This is a genomic window from Paenibacillus sp. SC116 (assembly GCF_024733555.1).
Taxonomy (GTDB): Bacteria; Bacillota; Bacilli; order Paenibacillales; family Paenibacillaceae; genus Paenibacillus_B.
The window spans coordinates 1,561,369-1,586,823 of record NZ_JANIOF010000001.1 but is presented as its reverse complement, the minus strand read 5'-3'; the positions used below and the strand labels follow the sequence as shown (position 1 = coordinate 1,586,823).

At 39.6% G+C, this 25,455-nt stretch carries 25 protein-coding genes, 1 pseudogene and 1 CRISPR repeat array; of the genes and pseudogenes, 16 read left to right on the top strand and 10 right to left on the bottom strand.

What is annotated here, in order from left to right:
• Positions 1 to 142 precede the first annotated feature (142 nt).
• The 4 genes from NQ117_RS07030 to NQ117_RS07015 form a co-directional block, all read right to left on the bottom strand.
• Positions 143 to 394 (bottom strand): hypothetical protein, encoded by a 252-nt coding sequence (locus NQ117_RS07030; RefSeq protein ID WP_258277259.1) that lies wholly within the window; start codon positions 392 to 394, stop codon positions 143 to 145.
• A 95-nt stretch (positions 395 to 489) separates the two neighbouring features.
• Positions 490 to 2,109: an ABC transporter permease gene (locus NQ117_RS07025; RefSeq protein ID WP_258277258.1), complete on the bottom strand. Its 1,620-nt coding sequence runs from the start codon at positions 2,107 to 2,109 to the stop codon at positions 490 to 492.
• Position 2,110: 1 nt separating this feature from the next.
• Positions 2,111 to 2,986: an ABC transporter ATP-binding protein gene (locus NQ117_RS07020; protein ID WP_258277257.1), complete on the bottom strand. Its 876-nt coding sequence runs from the start codon at positions 2,984 to 2,986 to the stop codon at positions 2,111 to 2,113.
• Positions 2,987 to 3,615: 629 nt separating this feature from the next.
• Positions 3,616 to 4,029 carry a hypothetical protein gene (locus NQ117_RS07015; RefSeq protein WP_258277256.1) on the bottom strand — a complete coding sequence of 138 codons (414 nt, stop codon included), beginning with the start codon at positions 4,027 to 4,029 and terminating at the stop codon, positions 3,616 to 3,618.
• Positions 4,030 to 4,228: 199 nt separating this feature from the next.
• Between NQ117_RS07015 and NQ117_RS07010 the strand changes: the two genes are divergently transcribed.
• Positions 4,229 to 5,302 carry a ThiF family adenylyltransferase gene (locus NQ117_RS07010; protein WP_258277255.1) on the top strand — a complete coding sequence of 358 codons (1,074 nt, stop codon included), beginning with the start codon at positions 4,229 to 4,231 and terminating at the stop codon, positions 5,300 to 5,302.
• A gap of 15 nt (positions 5,303 to 5,317) precedes the next feature.
• On the opposite strand, the gene NQ117_RS07005 is transcribed toward NQ117_RS07010, so the two are convergent.
• A complete protein-coding gene (locus NQ117_RS07005; protein WP_258277254.1) occupies positions 5,318 to 6,094 on the bottom strand; it encodes a molybdenum cofactor biosynthesis protein in 777 nt (258 codons plus the stop codon).
• Positions 6,095 to 6,478: 384 nt separating this feature from the next.
• Positions 6,479 to 6,917: a CRISPR direct-repeat array (repeat unit 32 nt; unit sequence GTCACATCCTATACGGATGTGTGGATTGAAAC).
• A 1,324-nt stretch (positions 6,918 to 8,241) separates the two neighbouring features.
• Here NQ117_RS07005 and NQ117_RS07000 point away from each other — a divergent pair.
• From NQ117_RS07000 to NQ117_RS06970, 8 genes are all read left to right on the top strand, one after another.
• Positions 8,242 to 8,943, top strand: a complete 702-nt coding sequence (locus tag NQ117_RS07000; protein WP_258277253.1) for a helix-turn-helix domain-containing protein — start codon at positions 8,242 to 8,244, stop codon at positions 8,941 to 8,943.
• An 18-nt stretch (positions 8,944 to 8,961) separates the two neighbouring features.
• Entirely contained in the window at positions 8,962 to 9,519 is a 558-nt protein-coding gene (locus NQ117_RS06995; protein ID WP_258277252.1) for a hypothetical protein, read from the top strand.
• A gap of 313 nt (positions 9,520 to 9,832) precedes the next feature.
• The gene (locus NQ117_RS24145; protein ID WP_375163027.1) at positions 9,833 to 10,003 is read left to right on the top strand and encodes an aspartyl-phosphate phosphatase Spo0E family protein; all 171 of its coding nucleotides are present in this window, start codon (positions 9,833 to 9,835) and stop codon (positions 10,001 to 10,003) included.
• A gap of 361 nt (positions 10,004 to 10,364) precedes the next feature.
• Positions 10,365 to 10,763 carry a hypothetical protein gene (locus NQ117_RS06990; RefSeq protein ID WP_258277251.1) on the top strand — a complete coding sequence of 133 codons (399 nt, stop codon included), beginning with the start codon at positions 10,365 to 10,367 and terminating at the stop codon, positions 10,761 to 10,763.
• Entirely contained in the window at positions 10,760 to 11,305 is a 546-nt protein-coding gene (locus tag NQ117_RS06985; protein ID WP_258277250.1) for a hypothetical protein, read from the top strand. The genes NQ117_RS06990 and NQ117_RS06985 overlap by 4 nt, the downstream gene beginning before the upstream one ends.
• A 60-nt stretch (positions 11,306 to 11,365) precedes the next feature.
• Positions 11,366 to 11,800, top strand: coding sequence for a hypothetical protein (locus tag NQ117_RS06980; protein WP_258277249.1), 435 nt, complete (start codon positions 11,366 to 11,368; stop codon positions 11,798 to 11,800).
• The gene (locus NQ117_RS06975) at positions 11,784 to 12,047 is read left to right on the top strand and encodes a hypothetical protein (protein ID WP_258277248.1); all 264 of its coding nucleotides are present in this window, start codon (positions 11,784 to 11,786) and stop codon (positions 12,045 to 12,047) included. The genes NQ117_RS06980 and NQ117_RS06975 overlap by 17 nt, the downstream gene beginning before the upstream one ends.
• Before the next feature lie 946 nt (positions 12,048 to 12,993).
• Positions 12,994 to 13,431 (top strand): SMI1/KNR4 family protein, encoded by a 438-nt coding sequence (locus tag NQ117_RS06970; RefSeq protein ID WP_375163052.1) that lies wholly within the window; start codon positions 12,994 to 12,996, stop codon positions 13,429 to 13,431.
• Positions 13,432 to 13,697: 266 nt separating this feature from the next.
• On the opposite strand, the gene NQ117_RS06965 is transcribed toward NQ117_RS06970, so the two are convergent.
• Positions 13,698 to 14,120 (bottom strand): hypothetical protein, encoded by a 423-nt coding sequence (locus NQ117_RS06965; RefSeq protein ID WP_258277246.1) that lies wholly within the window; start codon positions 14,118 to 14,120, stop codon positions 13,698 to 13,700.
• Positions 14,121 to 14,161: 41 nt separating this feature from the next.
• Complete coding sequence (locus tag NQ117_RS06960; RefSeq protein ID WP_258277245.1) at positions 14,162 to 14,428, bottom strand: outer membrane protein assembly factor BamD; 267 nt, start codon at positions 14,426 to 14,428, stop codon at positions 14,162 to 14,164.
• 253 nt (positions 14,429 to 14,681) lie between these two features.
• Between NQ117_RS06960 and NQ117_RS06955 the strand changes: the two genes are divergently transcribed.
• The 6 genes and pseudogenes from NQ117_RS06955 to NQ117_RS24025 form a co-directional block, all read left to right on the top strand.
• Complete coding sequence (locus NQ117_RS06955) at positions 14,682 to 15,680, top strand: hypothetical protein (RefSeq protein WP_258277244.1); 999 nt, start codon at positions 14,682 to 14,684, stop codon at positions 15,678 to 15,680.
• A gap of 401 nt (positions 15,681 to 16,081) precedes the next feature.
• Positions 16,082 to 16,720 carry a hypothetical protein gene (locus NQ117_RS06950; protein WP_258277243.1) on the top strand — a complete coding sequence of 213 codons (639 nt, stop codon included), beginning with the start codon at positions 16,082 to 16,084 and terminating at the stop codon, positions 16,718 to 16,720.
• Positions 16,721 to 16,887: 167 nt separating this feature from the next.
• Positions 16,888 to 17,325, top strand: coding sequence for a hypothetical protein (locus NQ117_RS06945; protein WP_258277242.1), 438 nt, complete (start codon positions 16,888 to 16,890; stop codon positions 17,323 to 17,325).
• A 334-nt stretch (positions 17,326 to 17,659) separates the two neighbouring features.
• Positions 17,660 to 18,745 carry a Shedu immune nuclease family protein gene (locus NQ117_RS06940; RefSeq protein WP_258277241.1) on the top strand — a complete coding sequence of 362 codons (1,086 nt, stop codon included), beginning with the start codon at positions 17,660 to 17,662 and terminating at the stop codon, positions 18,743 to 18,745.
• Between the two features lie 184 nt (positions 18,746 to 18,929).
• Positions 18,930 to 19,718, top strand: coding sequence for an abortive infection family protein (locus tag NQ117_RS06935; RefSeq protein WP_258277240.1), 789 nt, complete (start codon positions 18,930 to 18,932; stop codon positions 19,716 to 19,718).
• 476 nt (positions 19,719 to 20,194) lie between these two features.
• Positions 20,195 to 20,263, top strand: a pseudogene (locus NQ117_RS24025) (GNAT family N-acetyltransferase); the annotation flags it as partial.
• Positions 20,264 to 20,453: 190 nt separating this feature from the next.
• Here NQ117_RS24025 and NQ117_RS06930 read toward each other — a convergent pair.
• The 3 genes from NQ117_RS06930 to NQ117_RS06920 form a co-directional block, all read right to left on the bottom strand.
• Entirely contained in the window at positions 20,454 to 21,434 is a 981-nt protein-coding gene (locus NQ117_RS06930; RefSeq protein ID WP_258277239.1) for an electron transfer flavoprotein subunit alpha/FixB family protein, read from the bottom strand.
• A gap of 22 nt (positions 21,435 to 21,456) precedes the next feature.
• Positions 21,457 to 22,224 (bottom strand): electron transfer flavoprotein subunit beta/FixA family protein, encoded by a 768-nt coding sequence (locus NQ117_RS06925; protein WP_258277238.1) that lies wholly within the window; start codon positions 22,222 to 22,224, stop codon positions 21,457 to 21,459.
• A gap of 114 nt (positions 22,225 to 22,338) precedes the next feature.
• A complete protein-coding gene (locus tag NQ117_RS06920; RefSeq protein ID WP_258277237.1) occupies positions 22,339 to 22,926 on the bottom strand; it encodes a fatty acid metabolism transcriptional regulator FadR in 588 nt (195 codons plus the stop codon).
• 260 nt (positions 22,927 to 23,186) lie between these two features.
• Here NQ117_RS06920 and NQ117_RS06915 point away from each other — a divergent pair, with 260 nt between their 5' ends.
• The gene (locus NQ117_RS06915; RefSeq protein WP_258277236.1) at positions 23,187 to 25,370 is read left to right on the top strand and encodes a (Fe-S)-binding protein; all 2,184 of its coding nucleotides are present in this window, start codon (positions 23,187 to 23,189) and stop codon (positions 25,368 to 25,370) included.
• The last annotated feature ends 85 nt before the right edge of the window (positions 25,371 to 25,455 follow it).

Sequence of the window (25,455 nt, the reverse complement as noted above, 5' to 3'; positions counted from 1 at the left end):
ACTTTCGTACTATTATTTCACACAAAAAAGTACTCCTTACCATCGACATAGAATGAACCAGAGGTTTCTCTAATGTAAATGTTAAGGAGTACAACTTTAGAGGTTATCTACAATTTGGGTTTTGGTAGCGTTCAGGGTGAGGCTACATGCTCCTTTTGCTGGATGAGTAGGTGAAGAGTGACACAATGAATCCAAGTACGATCAATACGATGGGAGATCCGATTAACAGAAACAATGAAGCTGTAATTCCTTCATAAGAGGTTGTGCCGACAACAATTGGAAAACTGAAACCTAGCTGAGTCACGATAAAGAGGAGAATTCCAACAACAAGTCCCAATATAGCAAACCATTTAATCGTTCTTGCCAAAAAAGCACCGTATGAATTTGAGCTCATTTTACTATCTCCTATCTATTTGTGAATGTGTAAAGCCAACAGCAAAGTACTGCTTGAATAGGTACGTATGATGAGGCTCTTAAATTGGGCATGCACTAAGAAGTTTGAGTGAGACGACCTCTAGTTGTATATGCGAGTATGAGTAATCCAATGCTGATTAAAATATAAATAGACATGATGAGCCAGGAGTTCAATCCAATCTCACTGATCCAAGAAGTACCGCTAGATGACTGCGTTCCTAAGAAATCGAGAAACGGCATTTTGTTAAATGGGCCCAAATACCAAATAATCATATAAAGCACCTCGAACGTACGATTGGTCCCTGTAAGTACGCCGCAAGCGAGTGCGAAGCTTGGAATAAAAATGGAAGCGGATAGCCAAAGTGCCACTAGTTCCATATTTCCTTCCATAATAAGTCGTATGAGCATGCCGATTCCTGTGAGACAAGTTAGTATAAATCCGGCAACCCAAACAGCTGATAATTGTCGGGTAACATAACGTGGTGTCGATGCAATTAGATAATGTGTGTTATAGCGTGACTCTCGATTGCCCAGTCCGGACCAAAGCAGCATCGGCCAGATCCAAGTGATAGGCCATATCATCCATTGCGATGATGTTGCAACAGGCATCGAAATGCAGAGGATCGCTAAAACACCTGCAATAACATACCAACCTAGCGAAGTATTCTTCATCATTAAGCGCCATTCAGCGACTACCAGAGACAGGAATGATTCCCGAATGACTGCTGGCGGCAAGTTAGCGGCACTTAATTGAGAGAAGGAGACGTTAGCGCTCTCTAAATCGAAACTCTTATTGGGATGCGTCTCTGGGTGTTCCCCTGCAGTATTTAGATTGTCAGTGGAATTAATCTTGTTGTTTCTCTTGTAAGGAGCTTCTTGGAAGCCTCGGAATAACAGTACAGCCACTAAGATGAGCAGGAATGCAACCAAAAAGAAAGATAGCTGCTGGATGATAATTGTTCCCGTCCAAGTTACACCCTGCCATTCAAATAGCTTTATCGGTTGCTCAGGAACTAGAAAGCCAATGCCATATGAACCGCTGAATCCTGGCTGTATGGCTGCAAGCGATTGAACCATTTCGGTTGTGATGACGGATGTATTCGAGCTCATACTATAAAAAATGAACATAATAAAGTAAATGATATTGCCGATCCCACCTTGTAAGGCTGGTCGTGTCTCGAATAGTACGGCAAGTACAGCAACCACAGACAAAGTAGGAAGTGTAAGGAAGAGAAAGGGAGATATTAAAGGCCATAACTCAATCTGTACTACCTCTCCACGAACAAGTTGCATCATAAATGCAATTACGATTACGGCAAGTACGATGATGGACAGGACGAGAAAGTTGCTGATAGATTTGCCGGTTAAATAGTGCAGCTTTTTGACTGAGGTTGAGGCGATGATTTGTCCTACTCCTGTTCTTACGTCACGTTGGATGCTGTTTTTTACTAAGTAGAAGCCGAATAAAGCGAGAAGTAAGGTGGTGGAGAGCGCAACCGATGCGCCTATCCATGCTGAGTTATAGATACCGCGATAATGATCTAAATACAGTGTAATATAACCTGCATCTGCCGGAGGAACGAAGAAGTAAGCAGCCATCATGGTGATGCCTAGAACAACGAGAAAAGAATATTGTCTCACTCTTTCGAGCAGATCAGCTCGTGCTATATGATAGATAGTACGGATAGCATTCACGTTAAGCTCCCTCCTGAGCAGTCTTGACGTACAAGTAGGCATCTTCTAGGCTAGGGCTTACTTCTGATGCATGAGGAAGTGGTGGCTTGTCAGAGACGATTCGAAGCTGCAGCCCTTCTTGACGTCGGATGGTTCCGCTGATTGTCCATTTGCTGCGCGCTTCTTGCAGTTCTTGATCCTGAATGATGACGGACCATACTTTTCCTTGCACATCTTTCAATAGTAATGCTGGGTCTGACCGCATTAGTAAATGACCTCTTGATAGAATGGCAATCTGATCAGCAGTAGCTTCAATATCAGATACGATGTGGGTAGAGAAAATAATAATGCGTTCACCGGATAAATCCGTTAATAAGTTGCGAAATCGCACTCGCTCTTCCGGGTCCAATCCTACAGTTGGTTCATCGATAATTAGCAGCTGTGGATCGTTCAATAGCGCTTGGGCAATTCCAATTCGTTGGCGCATTCCACCTGAGAAGCTGCCGATTGGACGTGTTGCCGATTCATGTAAATTTAGAAGCTCCAGAATCTCTAAAATTCTTGTTTTAAGGTTTCTGCCATGCAGGCCTTTCAATGCGCCTGCGTATTCTAGAAACTCAATCGCATTCAGGTTGGGATATACTCCGAAATCTTGAGGCAAATAACCTAGCGTACGGCGTAATTCATCTGGATTTTTTCGAATATCGATTCCGTTCCAAGTAACTTTTCCTGTTGTTGGCTGTGATAATGTAGCGAGAATTCGCATCAACGTAGATTTACCAGCGCCGTTAGGACCAAGCAATCCTACGATCCCGGGCTGTAATTGCAGGTTAATATTTTGCAGTGCCCAGGAGCCTGCTTTGTATTGTTTACTTACTTCGTGAATCTCTAATTGCATTTGTTTACCTCCCAAGTTTGTTGGCTTGCTGTGACGTAGTACATGAACTGAAAGTGGACCTATTACTTTAAATGATTGCCACTGAGCGTGTATAAACTGAGATGGAGTAAATAGACTAGTGATGGAATTGGAAAAAACATGTACGTTGCGAGTGTATATTCATAGGGTGAAATTAAGGGAATAGCAAATGCAAATGATTAGGTGCTAAGACCAAATGATGTAGGCTAGAAGCATTGATATGTAAGGGTTTTGGGAAAAGCGAAGATGTGTTTCAAGCATAAGCGGTTGAAGTTAAGTATGTCAATATCTTCTTTTTCATCCAATTAGAATGTGCGAAATATCTCAAAATTTGTAGGATTTTAATTTCCAAATCGAGGTAGTGGGATAGGCTGTTCACTTCCCTCATTTGATATCCTTGTACGATTCAGTATGGCTCATTTATGTAGGATACATTCAGCTTAGACGTTACTAAAATACATATCCCTTCAATTTATTGAAAAGTTTTTTTGAACACATCGCGTTCAGGACGATATAAAATAGGGGCTGTTATCCGAATGTCAACAGTGACCTAGGAACAGCCCATTTATGTTTTGATGAAACTCAAATTTCAGCATTTTTTGCTACTATTGTTACTTGCCAATAGAATCTAAATTTTTCATGGGGACGAACATCATTGCTCCTGCACCAACACCAGCTTGAAAGTTTAGTAGATTCATCATGGCTTTAGTATTACCGCTGAACGGATGATTTTCTCCATTAATCGTAGGTGCATGTAAAGATGTAGGGCTATCCGGACCTGTTTCTAATGGTTGTTCCGCCATTTGTTTTACTTCACTAAGCAATACTTTGCTGCCATCTGCCTGTACGAGGTATTGTCTGAGATATGCGCCTTCTCTGGCTGTAACTAGCTTTCCTTTTTTATCATCTTGTTTTTTCTCTTTTTCTTCAGCAGATTGAAGAGCGGATTCGAACATGTCGCTGCCATGCTTTTTACTTGTTTGTTGACTCGTTGGCAGCTGATTATAACGGGAATCTATTCGCATTTTATAATTTCCTCCTTGTAGGATATTTCTGTAATGTAACTTATTAGAACTATCGGATATTAGGGAGGTGATGTTTAGAGCGTAGTCATGTTCAATTTGTGACCGTGTATCCCATGAACTTTAGTATGCTTTTCCATTTCGTTCATGTAAAATGATAGGCATTAGAAATAGATGACTAGCTAGAAAAAGAGGAGGCACAATGTTGCACAATTTGGTGGAGACTCAACTAAATGAAGAACAAAGTACTCATCCTGATAGATATTCTCGACAAGAACGTTTTGCTCCTATTGGAATAGACGGGCAGCAGCGATTAAAGCAATCACGGGTGCTTATTATTGGAGCGGGTGCGTTAGGCTCAGCTGCGGCTGAAATGCTCGTGCGAGCTGGTGTTGGACGTGTAACGATCGTGGACCGCGATTATGTCGAGTGGAGCAATTTGCAGCGGCAGCAGCTATATACGGAATCGGATGCACGCGATAGACTGCCGAAGGCGATTGCAGCTGAGCAGCGTTTGAAGGCTATTAATTCGGAAGTAGAAGTTATCGGCATCGTAGGCGATGTTGCGTTATACGAGTTGAATGAATACGGCGCGAATCATGATTTGATCATGGATGCAACGGATAATTTTGAAACGCGTATGCTGTTAAATGATTATGCGTTGAAGCATGAAGTACCGTGGATCTATGGCGCTTGTGTTGGCAGCTATGGCATGACGATGATGATAGAGCCCGGGGTTACACCGTGCTTGCGGTGTCTAATGGAAAGTGTACCTGTCGGGGGGGCTACTTGTGATACGGCTGGCATCATACCACCTGCAGTGCAGATGGTAGTTGCTTATCAGACGGCTGAAGCATTGAAGTGGCTGACAGACAATCATGATGCATTGCGGAGAAAGCTAGTGTCCTTTGACCTGTGGACAAATCAATATACTGCGATTGATGTGCGCTCAGCGAAACGAGAGGATTGTCCATCTTGTGGGACAAATGCAACTTATCCGCAGTTAGAAGGGATGAACCAGCGTCGTACTGAGGTGCTATGTGGCCGAGATACGGTTCAAATTCGACCTGCACAGCCTGTTCCTATTGACTTGGCTGTGTTAGCAGAGCGCATGCAAGCTGTGCACGGGATGACCGTACACAGCAACGCATATCTAGTATCCATCCAAGTGGATGAACAACATCGCTTGGTTGTGTTTAAGGAAGGTCGCGTACTTGTACACGGGACGAAAGAGCCCGTAATTGCACGTACGCTCGTTGATCGTTATATAGGTTAATTCTACTTTGCCTATTTAGTTCTGGTCGTGAAGGTTGGTATGGTCAGCATCATTGCGGGCAATTGGATCCCAATTGTCTTGTTCGACCCAGTAGCTGCCATCGGCCATCACTTCCTTTTTCCAAATCGGTACAATCTGCTTGAGGCGGTCGATGGCATAGCGGCTCGCTTCATAACAACTAGCCCGATGTGGAGCTGATACAGAAATAACGACACTGGCCTCGCCGATACCGACAATGCCTAGACGATGGGTGATAGCGGTAAGTGTTCCAGACCAGCGTGTGTCTACTTCGTCTCCGATTTGTTCCATGACTTGCAGTGCCATTGGTACATAGGCATCGTATTCTAACGTTTGTGTCCGTTGATCGCCTGTTACTTCACGGGTCGTCCCTGAGAAGGTGAGCGTTGCGCCGTGGTTCGGATGGGATACTTTCTGCTCCACAGCCTGAGTATGAATGGGTTGGCGTGTTAGGCAATAACGGCCGTCTGGGCTAGAAGCCTCGTTATGGTTTGCTTGCGAATCTCCCTCTGGCTGCGCTTTTCCTTGTCCTCCAGAGACAGGAGGGATGATCGCAAGTTCATCTTTAGGTGTAACGATACTATTATCTGGTGCGTACTGTTGATTGGCCGCCACGAATGAGCGCATAATTAGCTCGGCTGCTTCTGGATATTGCGCTGCTAGTATTTGTTTAAGTTCAAGGACACGTATAGCGTCGTTATCCGCGGGCAGCAGCAGTTCAGCTTGTCCAGTACGTTCAGTGATGCTAGCAAAGCATTGGATGCGATAGTTCATGTTAGTTCCTCTTTTCTGAGCGTGTTGTGGCGTTCCTTTTCCTTTCTATATTTTATAGGATAGTGACATGATAGAGAAGGTGGAGAGTAAACTAGATGGATTCTTTGAGTGTTTTTTTGTTCATCTATATATATGTGATAGAGTTATGGAAATATTGATGTTCAATGGAGTACTGAATGGGGTATAGCACCGTTTTAAATGGTGGTGCTAATGTGAAGTGCACATGAAATTCCCGGGACATTCGCACCACATTTTTTCCATATAAGTTCCAAATGATTGAATGTTAGTTTCTCGTATTGTGAAATTATTGGTTTTTACATACAATTTAAGTGATTACATCGAGATGAATTGGGAATGTTTGTTCTATTTCATCCCAAAATCGCTGTCACATCCTATACGGATGTGTGGATTGAAACGTGGTATACCTTTGTGTATCTCTCCGTCAATAAGTCGTCACATCCTATACGGATGTGTGGATTGAAACCTCCTTATACCCCGACGCCACGGGGATCGTTGTCAAACGTCACATCCTATACGGATGTGTGGATTGAAACAGAATGCGAGAACTTAAATACATAGCCATGAAAGGTCACATCCTATACGGATGTGTGGATTGAAACACCAATCGCGCCGTAAACACTCTCAGCGGTTTGGTCACATCCTATACGGATGTGTGGATTGAAACAATAACGGCTATGATTTGCCTACGCTTCGCTTTATGGGTCACATCCTATACGGATGTGTGGATTGAAACTTCTTCTCGGCCGCCGATGGATGCAGAAACAGAGTGGGTCACATCCTACACGGATGTGTGGATTGAAACGATTGCTTTAAGGATTGTCGCTGTTCCTGTACTGACTTGACAATCGTCTTGTTTGTTTGGTATTTTTGCGAAAGAACTGCACAACCATAATGGTTCTCAAGGTTTTATGAGTGTGAAAAGTTTAGTGACCACACTAAAATCACTTTTCTATTGGCTAAACCACTATATCATTAGGATGTTAATCGACTAATGTGAGGTGGTTTTTTTGTTGCTCAATTTTGCAGTAACCAACTGACAAAACGCTTACCATTTGTCATAAAGATAATTATAAAATCATTGAGAAGTAGCTATTGAAAGCGAATTTTACTAAAATTGGTGTTGGTGATGACTATGATGGTGAGCGCATAGCTATTAACTGGTTTGGAAATTTGATAGATAAGAACGAGTATTCTCAGTTTACATAGTGCTGGTTGGAACTCCAAACATTTCGTATGAGCAATATCTAGTCCATTACATGATGTACAAGGGAGCAGACTTAGGGAAAAGGCCAACTGATATCGTGCAAGGTAGATTCAAAAACGGTGATTTTAGGTCTGTACAAGTAGGCTAAATTGCATCTGAAATATATCAAAGCTTCAAGCGAATACAACGTAATGTAAAACTACAAGGTAACTTCTATATCGTTAACAGTGACCCGAACTTGGGTTGATTCGTATATACTACCAGCATATAGAAAAATTGAAGACTCTGAATAATAGGCAGATAAGAATATTGTATTTTAGAGTAGCCAAACAACACAACTTCAAGTAATCATCTTTATTTATTAGATAGAGTATGATGAGATGGACGAATATCCTAACAATAATAAGGATTTAGAGGACTTTTTTTAGGAAAAGTTAAGGTGTGGCTTTGATAAAAACATGGCTAACTAGTTTAGTATGAGATGCGACTGTAATTAGTGGGGTGCTGAGACCATCTCATTATTTTTCGCTTCGCTCCAAAATAATGACCTATTCCTTGATAGAGGTGTTACGTATATGTTTGAGACATTCCTTGTTCTCTTCTGCGTAAAGCGGTGGTTATATTTCTACTTTACACAGAGAATGGAGGGTGTCTCTTTTTCATTTAATTATAGTAGTTCTTGGCAAGTGTAATGGATAGTTAAATAGTAGCATTATCACTTTATTTATGCTGATTGACTATATATTGTGATATATTGGCTGTTGGTAAAATTATGCTATAATGAACTCTCAGTCAAAGGTTTCCCCGAACCCCTGAAAGAAAACTACCTCGAAACGATTTTTTTGAGTATAATATTCTACTATCCCTTCTTAGATATTTATAATTCCTTTTGTTTTAAAATAATAAAGGATGTGAATGTAAGATGAAAGCTTCACTTTTTTCACTTGCAGACATGATCAGACATTACAGATTAAATAATAATTTAACACAACACGATGTGGCAATTAAAACAAACATGACCACAGGGGCAATTTCCAAGATAGAAAATGGAAAGACTAAGCCTGAGTTTCAAAATATGAGAGCTATTGCTTCCGTATTAAACATACCTTACAATAAGTATATAAAAATATATATTGATCTTGAGAAAAATTTAGACACTATATGTGATATTTTTAATGAATGTATAACCCTCCATGATGACACCTCCAATCTCATTCCTAAAATAGTCACCAAATACCTTGAGCTATCTTCAGATACTTATGATGCAGTGGAACAAATTTATAATGCTGCCACTAGTATGAATATTCAAATTTCGTCAGCTACTAAACTTTCAATTTATAAAACAATTATCGATTATTCCCGAAGTCATGGTATTATGCTCTTTTTGGCAAGAGCGCTTTATCAAGAATACCTTATCGAGAGAAATGACAGTTCAAAACTTAAAGAAACCTATCAAGCAGGAAGATATATTTTGAATTACATGGAAAAACTTTCTTCAGAAGAATGCATTTCTCTTATTTATGCTCTTGCAGTACACGCTTATGCGTTACAAAAATATGAAGATGTTATACACTTATGTAAACTTATTATTAATAATGAATATGCTACAGACAATTCAGATTAGAGAATATTTGCTCTAGGAATGTTGCGAGATTCATGCTACTGTAGCGGTAATATTAAGTTAGCAGAAGAATATTTTCATCAGTTAAAAAAACACTCATCTACAGATGACTCAGACAGTGATAAGTTGTTTATAGCAGTTATTAACTACAAAAAAGGGAATATAGACCTTGCAAAAAAGCAATTTAAAGAATGTCTGAATGAGTGTGCGAAGGACTTTGTGCCTTATGTAACAAATGAATACATTTCCTTTTTACTCCAAATTGAAGAGATCTCTAAAGTTGGAGAGATTCTTCCTGAGCTAGAGGATAAAATTAATGATTTAACGTTTTCAAATCCACTTGAAAAAAGAGAGTTAGCTTGGTTTTACAAGCTTAAAGGAGATTATTACTCCCGCACAAATGACGTCAACAAAGCATTAAATAACTACATAGACAGTGCATTTAAATATTCTCAGATAGATGACATCAATAACGAGCGTAATTGCTTAAAGTTGATGTATGATCTATATAGAAATAACAAGATTATGGTAGACGCTAAGACAACAGAGAAGGTAAGAAAGGTAAAAGGGAGGAAGTAAAAATGAAGCATAAAGGAATCAAATTTATTATTGCTCTCTCTTTGATTTTGCCAATAGTTTCAGGTTTTGTTGGCGAAATTACACCAGCAGGATGGCCGTATCTATGGATAGTAGGCAAGTGAACAATTTACAGGTTCTTCTCCCTACAGACACTTTTAAAAGTGTCTGTTTTTTATTCCTAAAAAATATATGAATAATCACTTTAGGAAATAGTAGTTATAATTCAATTGGGGGAAGAACCTGATTGATGGTGAGCGGATAAGGGGAAGTTCGCTCACCGATGTACGATTGTGTTAATTGAAGGTGATATATAATGCTTGAAGAGATCGAATTCTTACGGTTCCGAATAAATGAAGCATATAAAAAAGGCTTGGAATTGACCGATGGTAGGATGGTTGAAATGAGTCAGGACTTAGATAAGTTATTGTTAAAGTATCAAAAGGAGTGTCTTCACAGTGAAGTTAAGATTGATGCATTTACGTAATGACTCATTCGCAGAAGAAAATATACGCCTAATACGTAGTAAATTAGTAGGAGAAGAGATTAATGACGTAGACTTGACTAATAAAGCCTACTATTACACTAGGTGTGGTTGTGTTTATAAGACAACTTATTACAAACGTTTTGACTTTGATGAGAAATCTATTGATGTTTTTGCTTGCTCGTGTGGGGCTTGGACAGTAAATCAAATGAAATGTTGGTAGATAGTATTTAATATTTATGAAAAAAATATCTATATTCATGTGTGCGTATGAAAGGGGTGATAATTCACGAAATAAATAATAACGTTGAAAGCCTGCAAAATCCTACATCAGATTAAACTAATTATGATAAGGAGAATTTGCATGAAACTCAAAAAACTGTTATTATCTTTCTTAACAATTGCCTTACTAATTACATTAGTTATCACATCCTCGTTAGCAACCGCACAAGAAACTTCTCAAACACAAGTTTATTCTACAGAAAATGGTACGCCCCAAAACATAACAGATGCTCAAAAACAAGAAATCATTCAAAAATATCAAATGTCTATAGAGTTTGTAAATGACCTTTCTGATGCGGAGTTACAACCGTATTTAGATAAAATGGACTCTTTGGTAGGGGTATCAAAACGGGATGAATACTACCGTTATGATGTTGATATTTCTGATTCAAATAACGTAAAGTCATTAGGGTCTAAAAAAGTAACATTCGAGGAAGCACTAAATTCCGTCGAAATATCAGAAAAGGGATATCAACTTTGAATATTGACTGTGGAACAAGCAATGGAGCAGGATGTATAAAAACAAGTTGGCTAAAGCTTGAGACTTGGGTATATAAGTATTCAAATGATACTGGTTCAGTTCAAGCTCGATTCGAATGGTTGAATAAACCTTACTACACAGACGAAGATGTACTTGCGATAGGCTTGAATTCAAATTTTTCACCTACGCCTGGTTCAGAAACAGCGAACTATAAATTTGACAGATGGAACCCAATTGATAGAGTATTTAATACTATGACTGTAACATATAGTACTGCTACAAGAGATGTTGGTGGTTACGGATTTGCTATAAACTTAGGTGACATGCATGATATCAATCACCGAGGATACATGTCCTATCAATTTTCTCGAAGACAAAAAGATGTTCTTTTGGCGGATGCCTTTGCACATTATGCGCACCAAGAATCCACATTTAGTTTCTCACCTAGCTTTTCAATTCCATGGGGTGGATCATTGGCTATTGAACAACAGAGTAAATTCGATATAGTTAAGGCTCACGCACAATTAAAGCCTTGGTATTAAAATAAAGGAAAGAGGACGAGAAAACTATCTTGTCCTTTTTCCTAATATTGGAGTCGACGTATGAACAAAAAAAATTACTTCCTGATTGGCTTGACTCTATTAGCACTTTTAGTTTCAGTATATTTCAACGTGGTTCAGGCGGAAAAATTAAAAATTGTAGCCGGTAAGAATGATCTACTCCATGCAGATTTCGTGCAGGCTATTAGCATGATTAGTTTAGGTATAAATGAAGCACAACCTCCTGATGTGGTTTCAATTGAACATGCATATAAAATGTACGCCCTTTCTGAATATACGTCCTATGACAAACAGGTGATCAATCAGTATACGAGAATACTTCCGGGTATATTACGAGACATGAACTACTTCAAGAAACCGATTCGACACGCTACAGAAATAAAAGAGCAATTACGGCTGTTAGCAAATAATCCAGTTAAACAAGAAGCGATAAATGAACTTATACGACTTGTGAAACTAGATGAAGGTGCAAGTTGAATTTACACAATTATTAATTATGTATCAAAATCCTGATTATGGTGGAGAGGCGTATTTTCAAAAAGAGCTAAAAGGTATAGACGTAGCTTCCTTTGAGAAGAAAATTAAAGAGACTGCAAAAAATCCAAAATCGCCCCCATCTCGTATAGGTAAAAATCAAAGTTTGAGCGTTAAGGAGCAACACGATCTAGATCGTAATGTGGCGGAACAGGCAAGAAAACGTATAGAGAAAGACAATAAACAGTAAAAGTCTGAGCAATACAGAAGAAATAGTCATTGGTTTGCTTCATTTTAAATAATAAAAAGATGTCTATCCTTACACGTGGGGTAGGCATTTTTTATGCCACCATTTATATTAAAATTGTTAGATATGCATTAGTCTGCAATAGGTGAAGATACAATGACCTACATCGGTAATGACGTATTGGAGTTTTTAGATATGTTTATCAGCACTTACGGATACCCGTTCTGGAAGTGGAAAATCGATAATCAGCGTTACATTTTAAAAGACAATTTATAATGCTGGTAGCTATCTTCATTATTAGCCTGTTCTTAATTGGACAGGCTTTATTTTATAATTTTAAAGGAGTCTGCGAAGTTACTTTATCAGGCTTCTAATCTCATTAAGCTGGTTAACCTCATAATACGAAGATATTTTACGCTCTCGCAATCTAAAGTCAAAAGAGATTTCTTTATAGTTAAGGGAGATATAAAGTTGGATATTTCAGACAAGTACAATTTTGATAATGGTGAATCAAAATTATTGTTAAAAATGTATTGTTGAACTAGTATATTCAGCTTCACGTCTAGAAAATGTGAATACAACATTCTCACAAACAAAAATAATTGTACATGGCGTGAGTGTGAATGGGATTAGCGTGCATGACATGCAGGTTATTCTTAATCTCAAAAATGCAAATCAATTTATATTGAATTTACCTCATAGCACCAATTTTCATCTTGCTACTGCCTGCAAAATGAAATGTACGTCTTTGTTTTGGCAGAGTAGATCCGCTCCTTGTCATATTGCTTTTATTCTACTAGCCCTTATTTTTTCTGTCCAACTAAGTGTAGCCGATCCAGTATTAAAGAATATAAGGGGGAGAATACGACGATGATTGTAGAAAAAACGATAAATTCATTACGTGAGCTATATGTACAGGGTACACGTAAGATTCAATGTAGTGAGGGCTATGTATTACAATAGTGAACTACTGTTTTATGAGCCTTCTTCCTTTAGTGATATTTCTCGACTACTTGAGTCGTACTCTCCATTGCCAGATGATTATCTGAAATTCCTGTCAATTACCAATGGTTTCAGACCATTTTCAGAAGTACCTATTACTGGTGAAACTGAGATCTTTTCAATTGATGAGGTACTTGAAATCAATAAACATTATGATCACCCATCCATGATTATGATAGCCTGTACTAATGATGATTATTTAATTCTAGACACGAAAGATGTTGCCCAAGGAATGAGTGAATACATGTACGTGATTGAGGGTGGTGGTTGTCCGTTTGAATTCGCTCGTTCATTGTACTGTGACTTCCAGACTTGGCTGGATCGATTTTGTATGGCACAAGGTAATAAATATTGGACATGGCGTGTAGAGGATCGTAAGATTTAATGCGTTAGAAACAAAGCCTGTTCTTGATTGGACAGGCTTTTTATATTTTTTTGATAGCCTTAAAGAGCCAGTGGCTTACTTTTATCCTTGTTTGAAACTTCATTCTAAAAGCGCAGCTAGTAACAAAAAGACCAGGAGAGTAAGGATATATCAAAATTCTATGGACATAAGTGGATTAGTTTTGAAAAAGACCACTTGCATAGCGCGAAGTGGTCTTCTCTGATTATTGGCTTGGATCTGTGCTTAATTCGTTCAATGTCTTAATGTTATTTATATTTCGATGGAATAGGCATTGTTATCATATCATCTATACTATCGTTCAGAGTATTTCGAGTCAGTGCGACAGTCATTGTAAGTTTAGCTTTAAATCCAGAATCCAATTCACCAAGGGCTTCATCCAAGCCAGCATCATCGTAAAGTTCGCTGTCAACCTGAATTTTATACAATGTATACGCCCCAGTATTTTTTACGTCCTTGAGGGCGATATCGGTATCTTTCGAGTCATCTATTGCTTCAAAATTTATGGTTGCCTTCCTCAGATCCTTAATGATATATTCCATATCAGTTGGCATTACTTCTATTCCTGATCTTATTCGTTCTTTTTGGATATTGTACAATTCGTCATAAAAGGCTTTCACTTGCTTTACCGACTCAATTTCGTCAGTAATATCTTCTAACTTACTTTTCACTGTCGCATCTTGTTTTACATCTAAAGCTTTCTGATAAAAATCTATCGAATCGTTAATATTTCCATCGTTAGTATATTTGTCGAATTTAATCTCATTTTGTTCATCAATATATTTGGATCATTATCAATAGCTAGTATCTCGTCATACTTTGAAATTGCTTCATCAAGCTTGTTATTTGAAATTAGGGAAGATGCTTCCTCTTTTAGCTTATCAATCTTCTTCCCCTTGCTGTCTAAGCAACCTACTACAAAGAGACTCGTAATCAATAAAATCAATACTAACATACTTTTTTTCTTAAACTTAAACATTATGCTCCCCCATTTTAAAATCTATGACGTACATTCTTATGATGAATATTTAAGTAGCTTTTTCCTAGATGTCCCCCTAAAAAAAGTTATTTTGGCACATATTAACTTATAATATGTTAATATGTTCATATCTACATAAAAGTGTGCAATTTCGCTTTTTTTATGATGTAACAAATCTCCATCCAATTTAACGAACTGATTGTTGTAATAACTTCAAATTACTAAATGCATCGTTATATAAGGAGGAGTCCAAATGAATATACAGATGAAAAGAAGTTCTATTCCAATTCTCTGGCTTGATACAAATGTAGTTATTGATATGACCAAATACAGAGAGAATGCCGAGTTAAAGGATTTACAAAGGGATAGAGTGTCCAAGTTGATTAATGTCATCTACCAGAAAACAAGGTCAGGAAAGTTATTGTACGTCGAAGGTGATCAAGATGAAGAAATAAATAGTTTAAATAAAGAAGCGCATAAAACACAATCATTTCTCTCGATGGGAATTAAGTTGCAGTATAGAAAGGCGATTCATGATGATCAGTTATTCGCCTTTATGGATGCTTATGTAAATAAACGAGATGCTGTCATATTAGACTATAGGGATGCATTCTATAGTGATCCAGTTGAAAAATTAAAAGATAGAAATAATGGCTATATTGATGGATTAATTATATCTGCATATAGTGAAGTTACAAAAACAGAAATACAAGAGAGAACCAAGCGTAAAGAAGTGGTACTAGGACAGTTAAATGAACTAAGACAGACTCTGTTAGATACAGGGGTTACATATGAACAGCAGCTTCAGACAGAATATGCTGGTGTCATTCAGGCGATAAGAGTAGTTATAGAGAAAATGCGAGATAAGTTAATGAGAGGATTGTCGATTTCTACAGAGGACTATGATCAAATATCAATAATAACTGAATTGGAGAGAACATGGGGACAAGTTACAGATAGCCGTGAAGGGCTAATAGAATTTCTTCAGTCTGATTGTTACAAACAGATACCTTTTGTAGACATAGCCTCAAAGCTGTTTGCTAAGATAGTTACTAGTATCACTCCAGTAGTGTCTGGAGATTCAATGGATGTTGAGCATATAAGCACTGTGTTGCCTTACTCAGATATTATTGTAACTGATAGAAAGATGAAAAATCGAATTGTTCAACTAGGTTTAGATAAGAAATACGAAGCTAGAGTTTTTTGCCTAAATGATATAGAGAATATCTTGAGTGAAATAGAAAAGTTATGATTATTGATCAGGTAAAACAATCGGGACATACATTACGGGGTTTATAAGAGCAATACTATGTATAGTATGTCAATCTCAGAAGACCAAGCAGCATGAAATAGAAGCATTATATAGGGATTAGTCACTCTTATGGGTGACTTTTGTTGTATCTGGGGATGGTTTTTACCTAAACAAAGTTTCAGTATGGGTGAAAGCACCATAGCACATCCAGCCAGTGACTTGTGAGTAAAATTTTGCGAAACGGTAACGATGTAAATTCAACATCTGAGTAAGGTATATCTTTTACCTATTTAACTAAGTGCAGGATAGCTTAACAATTTCACGAATACTCTATATTATGAAAATATTTACGAAGTTCGTTAATAAGGTGTTATCCGAAATTAACTTAAAGGAATGAAAACATGAGAGATTTCAATCAGTTTAATAGAAAATATGTTAAGAGAAGTATTATTCAACAATATCAACTCAATCTAGTTGGGAAACTAAGTAAAATCTTTTTAACAAATGATGTCTGTGATGAATGGCCCTCAATGGGAAATGAATATAATTTATCAATTTATTCACCTCGAATTGATGTCGCAGTTGGACCGTTTGCAACTCATGAAAGGCTAGGAAATTGTTATGATCAAATGATTCATTATCCGAGATCTGAATTATTTTTTAGGAAGTTAGTAGACTATAACAGAATCAATTTGGAGATGTACGATGGGTTTGTTGAAGGTTCTAGTTTTGAGGAAATTAGATATCTAAATCATAATGCAAGGTGTTTAATGGCAATAGAAATTGAAAACCATGTAAGCAGAAAACATCTTATGGGAGGGGCAATAAATGCATCAGCTCTAGGAAGGTTTGGAGTTGTTCTTCCATGGACCAATGAAAAACTCAGAGCAATTGTGAAATTAGTTAGATATCTACGCTATCTTCGGTACGCTGAGAAGAATACTTTCGACACTACAAATTTACTTATTATTACGAAAGAACAGATGGATAGAGCAATTGAAGAGGCTTTATTTCAAGAGAATTTGCAAGCTAATCAATGAAGAAGTCAACTTCGGATAACAGCATATTCATGCGGGGAACCTTACGGATCTTGGTCCGAGAGAAGTTAGAAGTGTGTTCGGAGAGGCATTTCAATTCATCGGACACATCCACACCACCTAACCGCATCGCGGCCAGTCGCTTTGCTCCTTTAAGGTGGTGGGACGTCATGAACACAACAACGTTATATGACAGTGCGAATAAGATATATAAAGGAGTGAAAATAATGTCAGATGATAAAATCCTTACAAACAAAGAACATAAGGAACGAATTGAAAAAGTGTATGGAAATACAATAAAAGAAGTAATGTATAAGATGGTAGTGGAAAGAAATCTTGATCAATGGGATGGTTCGAAAGAACTTGGAATTTCCAAGGAGTTATTTGTTAAATGGAGAACACAACACCGACTTGGTCCTATGCAAAGGGCTGCAAATTTGGCAGAACAACATCGAAATAAGACTATAAAAAGATATCAAGATGAACTTGAAGAAGTAAATTTAAATAGAAAAATTGTATACAAAAACGAAACTTCACTTAGAGGCTTTAAAGAAATGATAGAAAGATTATTAGAAGTACAAAAGCAAAAGGGGTTATTAATCAAATAAAGACGCATCTTCAAATTTATCTATGATTGTAGGTGTTGGTATATTAGAAGGAATACTAGATTATATAAACAACTACGAAGAAGATAAATTGGAAGGGATGTTTAAATCTGAAATCCATTTATTGAAGTGGATGACAGAGAATGAATAATGTAGGTAACTCACTGCACCGTTATATAAACATGATATTCACGTATCGGGCTTCGTCCCCGTGCCCAGAATTGGATTCAATGAAGTGTTTTTTTTGTGGACATATTCGACTTTAACGTCGTGAATATGAGAACGTTATCCGAAATACCTTCCAAACAAAAAAGACTCAAAGTTGGAGGAGTATCACTTGAAGATATCAGACATTATTTTTCGTTACCCTACATTATCTGTTATTCGTAATGATGGTATTTGCAGAGTTCGAGTTTTTATTAATGAAAATAGACAAGTCGTTGCTCTATTAACTGACATAGGAAATAAAAACACCGCCGCTTCTGTGACAAATTCAATCGAGATAATACACACATCTTTAATTACTAGAGGAATTATCTCAGAAGAGGCAATAATAATCGAACACTATGAGAATAGAGGTTGTTTCGGTGAATCTTTTGATGTAGTTTCATTTAACTCAAATGGGACACCTCAATGGACAAGAATGAATCAACATGATCTTTTGTCGCTACTTGAATGTGAGCAATCAGAATTGTCACAACTTACAGTACGCAATCCACGGTTGTTAGCAGAGATTGATAGAGTTCGATACGAAATAAATCCTAATGCAGATTTTCCTTATAGAGAGGACCCAGAGGTAGTCAAGCGCAGAATGGAAATTGAATTGAATAGTATTAGTAAAGTCAATATTCAAAAACTCATTCAAAAAGGTGTAAAGGAACAAGAATTATTAAAACTCTTAAAAAGAGATTTATCAGTATTTGGAGAGGTTTATGCTAATCCTAAAGATGAATACATTTGTTTTTCAGAGTTTCCAATTTCAGATGGATTTGTAGATTTTGCCGTATTTACTGGAAGGTCTAGAATGGATATTTACTTAATTGAGATTAAAGGGGCTAATTTCAATTTAGTCAATCAAAGTAGCTACGAATCTTTTTCCAGTAAGGTTGAGGAGGCCGCCGGACAACTTAGAAGGCGTTTGGGTGATATTAACTGGGACTACAAGAGTTTCAGAGAGGAAGCGCATAGAATCCGTGGAATTGCAGAATCAGGGGAAAGCATTTTTAATTCACTTGTTGGGCCAGAAGGGGCTTTGCAGGTAGACCCCAATAAGCATGTTAACATCTTTACTGTTCTAATTGGCGGACGAACAGTAGATGATATTAAAGAAAGTAGAAAACGGTATGATTACGAAAATTCATTCAAACCATCAATTAAAGTTGAGTCATGGGATACCTGGCTGAGGAAATTGCGAAGAGACTAAGTATCTTATGTAGGTCAATACAGGCAGGTGCAGCCGATAACAGTGCATTCACGTATTGGGTATATATCCTCGGTACAGTAGAGGAATTTCGGGGGAGCAGAGACAGTCGGACGTTGTGAATACAAGAAAGATAGCTGAAATTGGGCAAGGTCAGATCTATATAAAACTTTCATGAGGTGAATTAATGATGGAAAGACTAGGGGGAAAGGAAGTAAATAGCGTTTTGGGCTATATCGGTGGTGAAGGTGGATATCTAGGTAACTTTACATATGCTTCTCATGCACAATTTTATCCTATGTACTGTGGAGTTGACATTGACCCTAATGAATTCCAAGGAACGATAAGACAAAGATTCACAACAATATTGTCTGAGTCAGAACCATTAATTCAGTCAAAGATATTACAAGGTGTAACAGATAAATACACTTTAGAGTTTTTTGAAGATCGATTCAATGATGGATTTTTGACCAAACAAGAATTTGAACATAAAAAACGTATTCACAATAATATAATGACTTGGATTCCTGTATTAAAGGGAAAAGGACTACTTGAAGTAAAAGATCTGGTCTATAACTACAGCTTTGTACAAGAAACTCTTGATCAGTGCCAAACACTAATTTCTCAACATAATTGTCAGAGTGCGGTTGATAGAGCGCATACTGCACTACATGGTTACTTAAAAGAGACATGCAAAAATGCAGGACTCATAATTAAAGAAAACAACCCTAAAATACAAGATTACTGGGGCAAATTGAAACAAGAACATCCAAGTATACTTATAGATCATTCACAAAGTCATCTTCCAATTAATCAAATTGTAAATGCAATTGGAAAACTCCTGGAGAACTTAAATGAGATTAGGAATAACAAATCATTTTCTCACCCTAATGAAGAATTAATTGGTGAATCTGAAGCTAAACTCGTAATTAATCTATTTAGAAGTATTCTGCATTATATTGATTCAAAGGTATAAGAGGAGTTTGGAGGTAAGATCAAAGAAGTGCCGAACTTCAGCTATCACCGTCTCTACGCTGCGAGCTTTGCCCTTGGTTTGCAAAATGATGTGGCAACGATGCAGAATCAGCTCATAACCCTGCGAAACTAACCATGTCGCGGTCAGCACTTTGGGTTTTGAATTAGATGATGTCGGCTAAATCAGATAAGAACAGAGTAGAGTAGGAAGCAGTTGATCTTCCTTATATAAAATAGATGAATGGAGAGTGAATTGATTGAGTACGCTCCAAAACAAATACTTGTTCCTGTGAAGTATATAAGATTTTTTATGAGGAGGATGAATAAGTAGAGATTTAGTAAGTGCAAATAAGACAGTAGAAAGAATCATTGACCACTAAACTCTAAATATTTCGAGACAACTATACAATCAAAGTAAGCCACAATATAATTAAAGGTAACATCCTAAACATTTAGTGGCTAAAACTCTGTGAAACCACGGATTGTATCCATTGCAGCAAACAACATTGCTGTGATGAAATAGCAGTGCTTAAAGTACTGAACTGACTCAACAGTCGTCTCGATGCTGTCACGTCACATTCTACACGGATGCGTGTATTGAACTACACCTGAGTGCTATCCTGCTCATTAGCAGTCAATTAAAATTCGAGTTAGTGAATAGAACATCCCAAGGTCGGGAGTCAACAAAAAATACACTGAAGCCATATACCGGCCTCAGTGTATTTTTAAATATCCATCACGGCTGCAAGGCCAACTTAAATTGCTCAGTCAAAAGTGGAACCACTTCAAACAAATCGCCCACGATCCCATAGTCGGCAATTTTAAAAATAGGTGCCTCTGGGTCCTTGTTAATCGCAATAATAACCCGTGATGAGCTCATACCGGCTACGTGCTGAATCGCGCCGCTAATACCGCAGGCGATATACAACTCGGGCGTTACCACTTTGCCTGTCTGCCCAATTTGCAGGGCGTAATCGCAATATCCTGCGTCACATGCCCCACGCGAAGCGCCGACCGCACCACCCAATACGGCTGCCAATTCCTCCAGCGGTTTGAAACCGTCTGCACTGCGAACGCCACGCCCGCCTGAGATAATGACTTTAGCTTCGCTCAAGTCGATTTTCCCTGATGTGTTGCGTACCACATCACGAATAATCGTTTGCAGCTCAGGCTTTGGATAAGCAATCGCTTCCACTGCTGCCGTGCGCGTCGTATCGAGAGCCTGAGGCGTGATATTGTTCGGGCGTACCGTTACAATCCACGGGAAAGCGGTGAACGATTTTTTCTCCAGCACTTTGCCTGCATAGATAGGGCGTGTAAACAAGGCATGTCCGTTGTCATCTATTTCAATCGCTGTAATGTCTGAAATTTGACCTGCACCAAGTACAGCCGCTAACTGCGGTGCCAAATCTTTACCAATAGCTGTATGGCCGAAGAAAATAGCATCAGGCTGTACCTTTTGAACAACAGTTTGCACAGCAGAAAAATAAGCTTGCGGGTTGTAATGTTCTAAGTCTGAATGCTCAACAGCATAAACATGACCTGCACCGTACTGGGCTAGCTCTTTCACAAGTGCGTCAGTAGTCCCACCAATAAGTACCGCTGCTACTGTCGTGTCGGCCCCTCCAGCTGTATGTGCCGCACTAATCGTTTCAAAGGATACTTGGCGCAGGGATCCGCCTCTCGTTTCAGCTACAACAAGAAATGTTTTCGACATCGTAAATTCGCCTCCCAATCGATTAAATAACCTTTGCTTCTGTACGCAGCAGGCGGAACAACTCCTGAACCTGCTCTGCTGGCTCACCAGGAATGATCTTGCCAGCTTGGCGAGCAGGAGGGAGCTGTAAATCTTTGCGCTCTGTACGAGGGGCAACAGCTCCAACATTGAGATTCAAGTCGTCGAGTGACAGTTCGCGGAACGGCTTTTTCTTTGCTTTCATAATGCCTTGCAAGGAAGGATAACGCGGCTCGTTCAAGCCTTGTTGTGCTGTAAATAAAGCAGGTAAGGGCAGCTCAACTGTTTCGAGGTCGCCCTCTGCATCGCGGTGAGCGACTGCGCTGCCTGTGGTAATGTCCAGCTTTGTAATGGATGAAGTGTGCGGGATGGAAAGTAATTTGGCCAGTCGAACGGCGACTTGACCTGCTCCGTTGTCTACGGAGAAATTGCCTCCGAGAATTAAATCGTACGGCTCTTGCGAGACAAACGCGTGCAAGGCCATAGCGACAGAGTGCTCATCATGACCAATGCGGCTGTCATTTATAAGTACAGCTTCATCAGCCCCCATGGCGAGTGCGGTGCGCAGCGCTTCTGCTGCTCGTTCAGGTCCTACCGAGACAACGGTTACTTTACCGCCTGCCTCGTCTCGAATTTGGATCGCCTGCTCAACGGCATATTCATCATATGGATTAATGACGAATTTAACCCCATCTTCTATAACGGAGCCTTGTTCGACGACGATTTTTTCCTCCGTATCAAACGTTTGCTTTACTAAGACGATAATGTTCATCTTGCACTGCCCCTTTCGTTCAAAATAAATGAAGTAAGAGAAAGCCGAGTAACCTCGCAGCAAATGCATCTAAGGGGAGCAACATCCAGTTACAAAGGCTGGAATAAAAATTGGCTACGCTTGTTCGATACCTTTAAAAAAGAAGTTTACTGTCCCATCTACTTGGCCGGATAGCGAATATTTTCTACCGGAAATCAACCACGAGGTTACAACCTCATCCATCGCACCAAATAGAAGCAGACGTGTCAGCTTAACATCGAGATCAGGACGGAAGAGGCCCTCTTCAATACCTTGCTGAAGAAGCTGTTCAATTAAAGTGATGTATGGCTTAATCGCACTGCCAATTTCTTTGCGCAGCTCAAGAGAGCTTTGGCGCAGTTCAATTTGAGTCACAAAGGCTAGATCCACATTGTTCTCCAGCTCTGTATAATGAATCTCGCACACTTTACGCAGCGCATCTTTCGCACTGGTTGTTTGCTCGATAGTCGCATGAAATTTACTCACCAGCTCGCCCAGTTTCTCTCGAAACAGAGAGATGAGAATATCCTCCTTCCGTTTGAAATACAAATAAATAGTACCGTCAGCAACTCCAGCTTCCTTAGCTATCCGAGCAACTTGAGAGCGGTGATACCCGTGCTCGGCAAACACTTTTAAGGCCGCTTCGAGAATTTGGGTATATTTTTCTTTTTTGCTACTTGTCAATGGAATCACCTCGATGTTAGAATATGGATAAATCATGAATGAATACTCATTCAGTTGCTGCTATCATAAAATACAAACTTTTCCTTGTCAATGACATTTGCTCATCCCAAAGTGTTTCATAAAGAGGCAAGTTAGCTTTGTAGCTCCGTGATCAAGTAGCAATTGGAAGCGCTTAACCATAAAATGAATGAGCGTTCATTCGTTTTTTTACTAATTTACTATTCATTAGGTATGGACATCTCAGAAAGGAGTTGGTTTTAATGCCAGGAGCGTTCGTGCATCTGCTGCTATTTTTGGGCGTTACTGGGCTTGGCGTCTATTGGTTTTTCAAAGCGGTGTACCATCGTTATTTGTACGTCCAATTGGGGCAGCCCGTTAATTGGAAGGGGCGGGTTAAGCACAATTTGCGCGAGTTTATGGGGCAAGTGTTTGGACAGACGAAGCTGATGAAGGACCGCAAAAGCGGATTGATGCATCTTGTTGTCTTCTATGGATTCCTTATTTTACAGCTCGGAGCCATTGATATTATTTACAAAGGCTTGGCAGGACGTTCGCTGCCTATTCCCGGATTTGCTTACTTCGAGCTGCTGCAAGAGCTGACCGTAGCATCGATTCTCATTGCGATGGGCTACGCTGCATATCGTCGATATGGAGAGAAGCTGCAAAGACTTAAGCGAGGCTGGAAGCCAAGTCTAGTCCTTTTCTTCATCTACAGCTTGATGCTCTCTGTACTGTTCACACAAACTGTCGCCCGAATACGAGAAGGATTGGAGCCATCCTGGCACGCGCCTTTCTCATCACTGATCGCTATACCGTTCGACTCACTTGGTATGAGTACAGAAGCTGCAACTGTTTTGTACGTAATTAGCTGGTGGGCTCATTTACTTATTTTGCTGGCGTTCCTCGTGTATGTGCCACAATCCAAACATTTTCACCTAATTACGGCACCACTCAATATCATTCTGCGGCGTACGGAGCCTGTTGGTCGATTGCGCAAGCTCGATTTGGAAGATGAAGAAGCGGAATCATTTGGCGTCGGCAAAATTGAAGATTTGACGCAAAAGCAGTTACTTGATTTGTATGCATGTGTGGAATGCGGTCGCTGTACGAATGTGTGCCCAGCAGCGAGCACTGGTAAATGGCTGTCACCGATGCACATGATTACAAAAATGCGCGACCATTTAACCGAAAAGGGTGCTGCAATTACATCGAAATCCCCTTGGGTTCCTGCATTTGCTTTTTCAGGCGAGACGACACATATGATGCGAATGGAGGGGCAGCAGCTAGGAGCATGGAATGGGCAGGGCATTACGGACATCGGTGCGACCATGCAAGCGCAGGCACGATCTTGGCTGCCTGTAGCAGATGGACGTACACCAGGGCAGCTAGAACTTGTCGGTGATATTATGAGTGAGTCGGAAATATGGGCATGCACAACGTGCCGCAACTGTGAAGATCAATGCCCGGTCGGCAATGAGCATGTTGATAAAATTATTGACTTGCGCCGTTACCTTGTACTTACCCAAGGCAGCATGCCGCATGATGGGCAGCGTGCTTTGCAAAATATCGAGCGTCAAAGTAACCCGTGGGGCATTAGCCGCAACGATCGTGTGAAATGGGTGCAGGATGTTGATCCAGAGGGCGTTCTAAAAGTGCCTACAGTTAAAGAAAATCCAGCTTTCGACGTGCTATTCTTCGTTGGCTCGATGGGCTCTTACGATAACCGCAGTCGCAAAGTAACACGGGCCTTTGTCCGTTTGCTTAATGAAGCAGGTGTAAACTTCGCGATCCTTGGCAACGAGGAAAAGAACTCCGGCGACACGCCAAGGCGCATGGGCAATGAATTTTTGTTCCAGCAGCTGTGTGAAGAAAATATAGGCACGTTCCAAAAATACAATGTTCGCAAAATTGTGACGGCATGTCCGCACACGTACAATACGCTCAAAAATGAGTATCCTGAATTCGGCTTAGAAGCAGAAGTGCTGCACCATACCGAGCTGCTTGACGAACTCGTTCGTGACAAGCGCATAGTTCCTAAGCATGAGGTGAAAGAGCGTGTAACGTACCATGATTCCTGCTACTTAGGGCGCTATAACAACGTCTATGACCAACCGCGCAACGTGCTGCGCGCGATTGAGGGCGTAGAGCTGTTGGAGATGGAGCGTACACGCGAAAACGGCATGTGCTGCGGCGCTGGCGGCGGCATGATGTGGATGGAAGAAACGGCGGGCAAAAGAGTGAACTTGGCTCGAACCGAGCAGGCACTCGAAGTGAAGCCAACGGTTATCTCATCCGCGTGTCCATTTTGCTTGACGATGATGGAGGATGGCACCAAGCTGTTGAATGCCGAGGAAAGCGTGCAAACGAAGGATATTGCCGAGCTGCTGGAGCTTGCCGTGTTTGGCCCTGTCTCGTCTGGTGATAAGGAAGCTGTAACGGCATAGGGTATAGGATGCAGATTTAAATGTGAGCATCAGGTCCTAATCAAGAAAAACAACAACAACTTCACAGAGATTGCTTTGCTTCTAC

Bases quoted from the DNA above. Each gene is read 5' to 3' on its own strand.
- NQ117_RS24145 (WP_375163027.1), top strand. From the start codon at position 9,833: ATGCTTGAAGAGATCGAATTCTTACGGTTCCGAATAAATGAAGCATAT.
- NQ117_RS06990 (WP_258277251.1), top strand. From the start codon at position 10,365: ATGAAACTCAAAAAACTGTTATTATCTTTCTTAACAATTGCCTTACTA.
- NQ117_RS06980 (WP_258277249.1), top strand. From the start codon at position 11,366: ATGAACAAAAAAAATTACTTCCTGATTGGCTTGACTCTATTAGCACTT.
- NQ117_RS07010 (WP_258277255.1), top strand. From the start codon at position 4,229: ATGTTGCACAATTTGGTGGAGACTCAACTAAATGAAGAACAAAGTACT.
- NQ117_RS06945 (WP_258277242.1), top strand. From the start codon at position 16,888: ATGAACACAACAACGTTATATGACAGTGCGAATAAGATATATAAAGGA.
- NQ117_RS06925 (WP_258277238.1), bottom strand. From the start codon at position 22,224: ATGAACATTATCGTCTTAGTAAAGCAAACGTTTGATACGGAGGAAAAA.
- NQ117_RS06930 (WP_258277239.1), bottom strand. From the start codon at position 21,434: ATGTCGAAAACATTTCTTGTTGTAGCTGAAACGAGAGGCGGATCCCTG.
- NQ117_RS06960 (WP_258277245.1), bottom strand. From the start codon at position 14,428: ATGTTTAAGTTTAAGAAAAAAAGTATGTTAGTATTGATTTTATTGATT.
- NQ117_RS06950 (WP_258277243.1), top strand. From the start codon at position 16,082: ATGAGAGATTTCAATCAGTTTAATAGAAAATATGTTAAGAGAAGTATT.
- NQ117_RS06975 (WP_258277248.1), top strand. From the start codon at position 11,784: ATGAAGGTGCAAGTTGAATTTACACAATTATTAATTATGTATCAAAAT.
- NQ117_RS06970 (WP_375163052.1), top strand. From the start codon at position 12,994: ATGTATTACAATAGTGAACTACTGTTTTATGAGCCTTCTTCCTTTAGT.
- NQ117_RS06995 (WP_258277252.1), top strand. From the start codon at position 8,962: ATGTTGCGAGATTCATGCTACTGTAGCGGTAATATTAAGTTAGCAGAA.
- NQ117_RS07015 (WP_258277256.1), bottom strand. From the start codon at position 4,029: ATGCGAATAGATTCCCGTTATAATCAGCTGCCAACGAGTCAACAAACA.
- NQ117_RS07000 (WP_258277253.1), top strand. From the start codon at position 8,242: ATGAAAGCTTCACTTTTTTCACTTGCAGACATGATCAGACATTACAGA.
- NQ117_RS06955 (WP_258277244.1), top strand. From the start codon at position 14,682: ATGAATATACAGATGAAAAGAAGTTCTATTCCAATTCTCTGGCTTGAT.
- NQ117_RS06935 (WP_258277240.1), top strand. From the start codon at position 18,930: ATGATGGAAAGACTAGGGGGAAAGGAAGTAAATAGCGTTTTGGGCTAT.
- NQ117_RS07005 (WP_258277254.1), bottom strand. From the start codon at position 6,094: ATGAACTATCGCATCCAATGCTTTGCTAGCATCACTGAACGTACTGGA.
- NQ117_RS06915 (WP_258277236.1), top strand. From the start codon at position 23,187: ATGCCAGGAGCGTTCGTGCATCTGCTGCTATTTTTGGGCGTTACTGGG.
- NQ117_RS07030 (WP_258277259.1), bottom strand. From the start codon at position 394: ATGAGCTCAAATTCATACGGTGCTTTTTTGGCAAGAACGATTAAATGG.
- NQ117_RS07020 (WP_258277257.1), bottom strand. From the start codon at position 2,986: ATGCAATTAGAGATTCACGAAGTAAGTAAACAATACAAAGCAGGCTCC.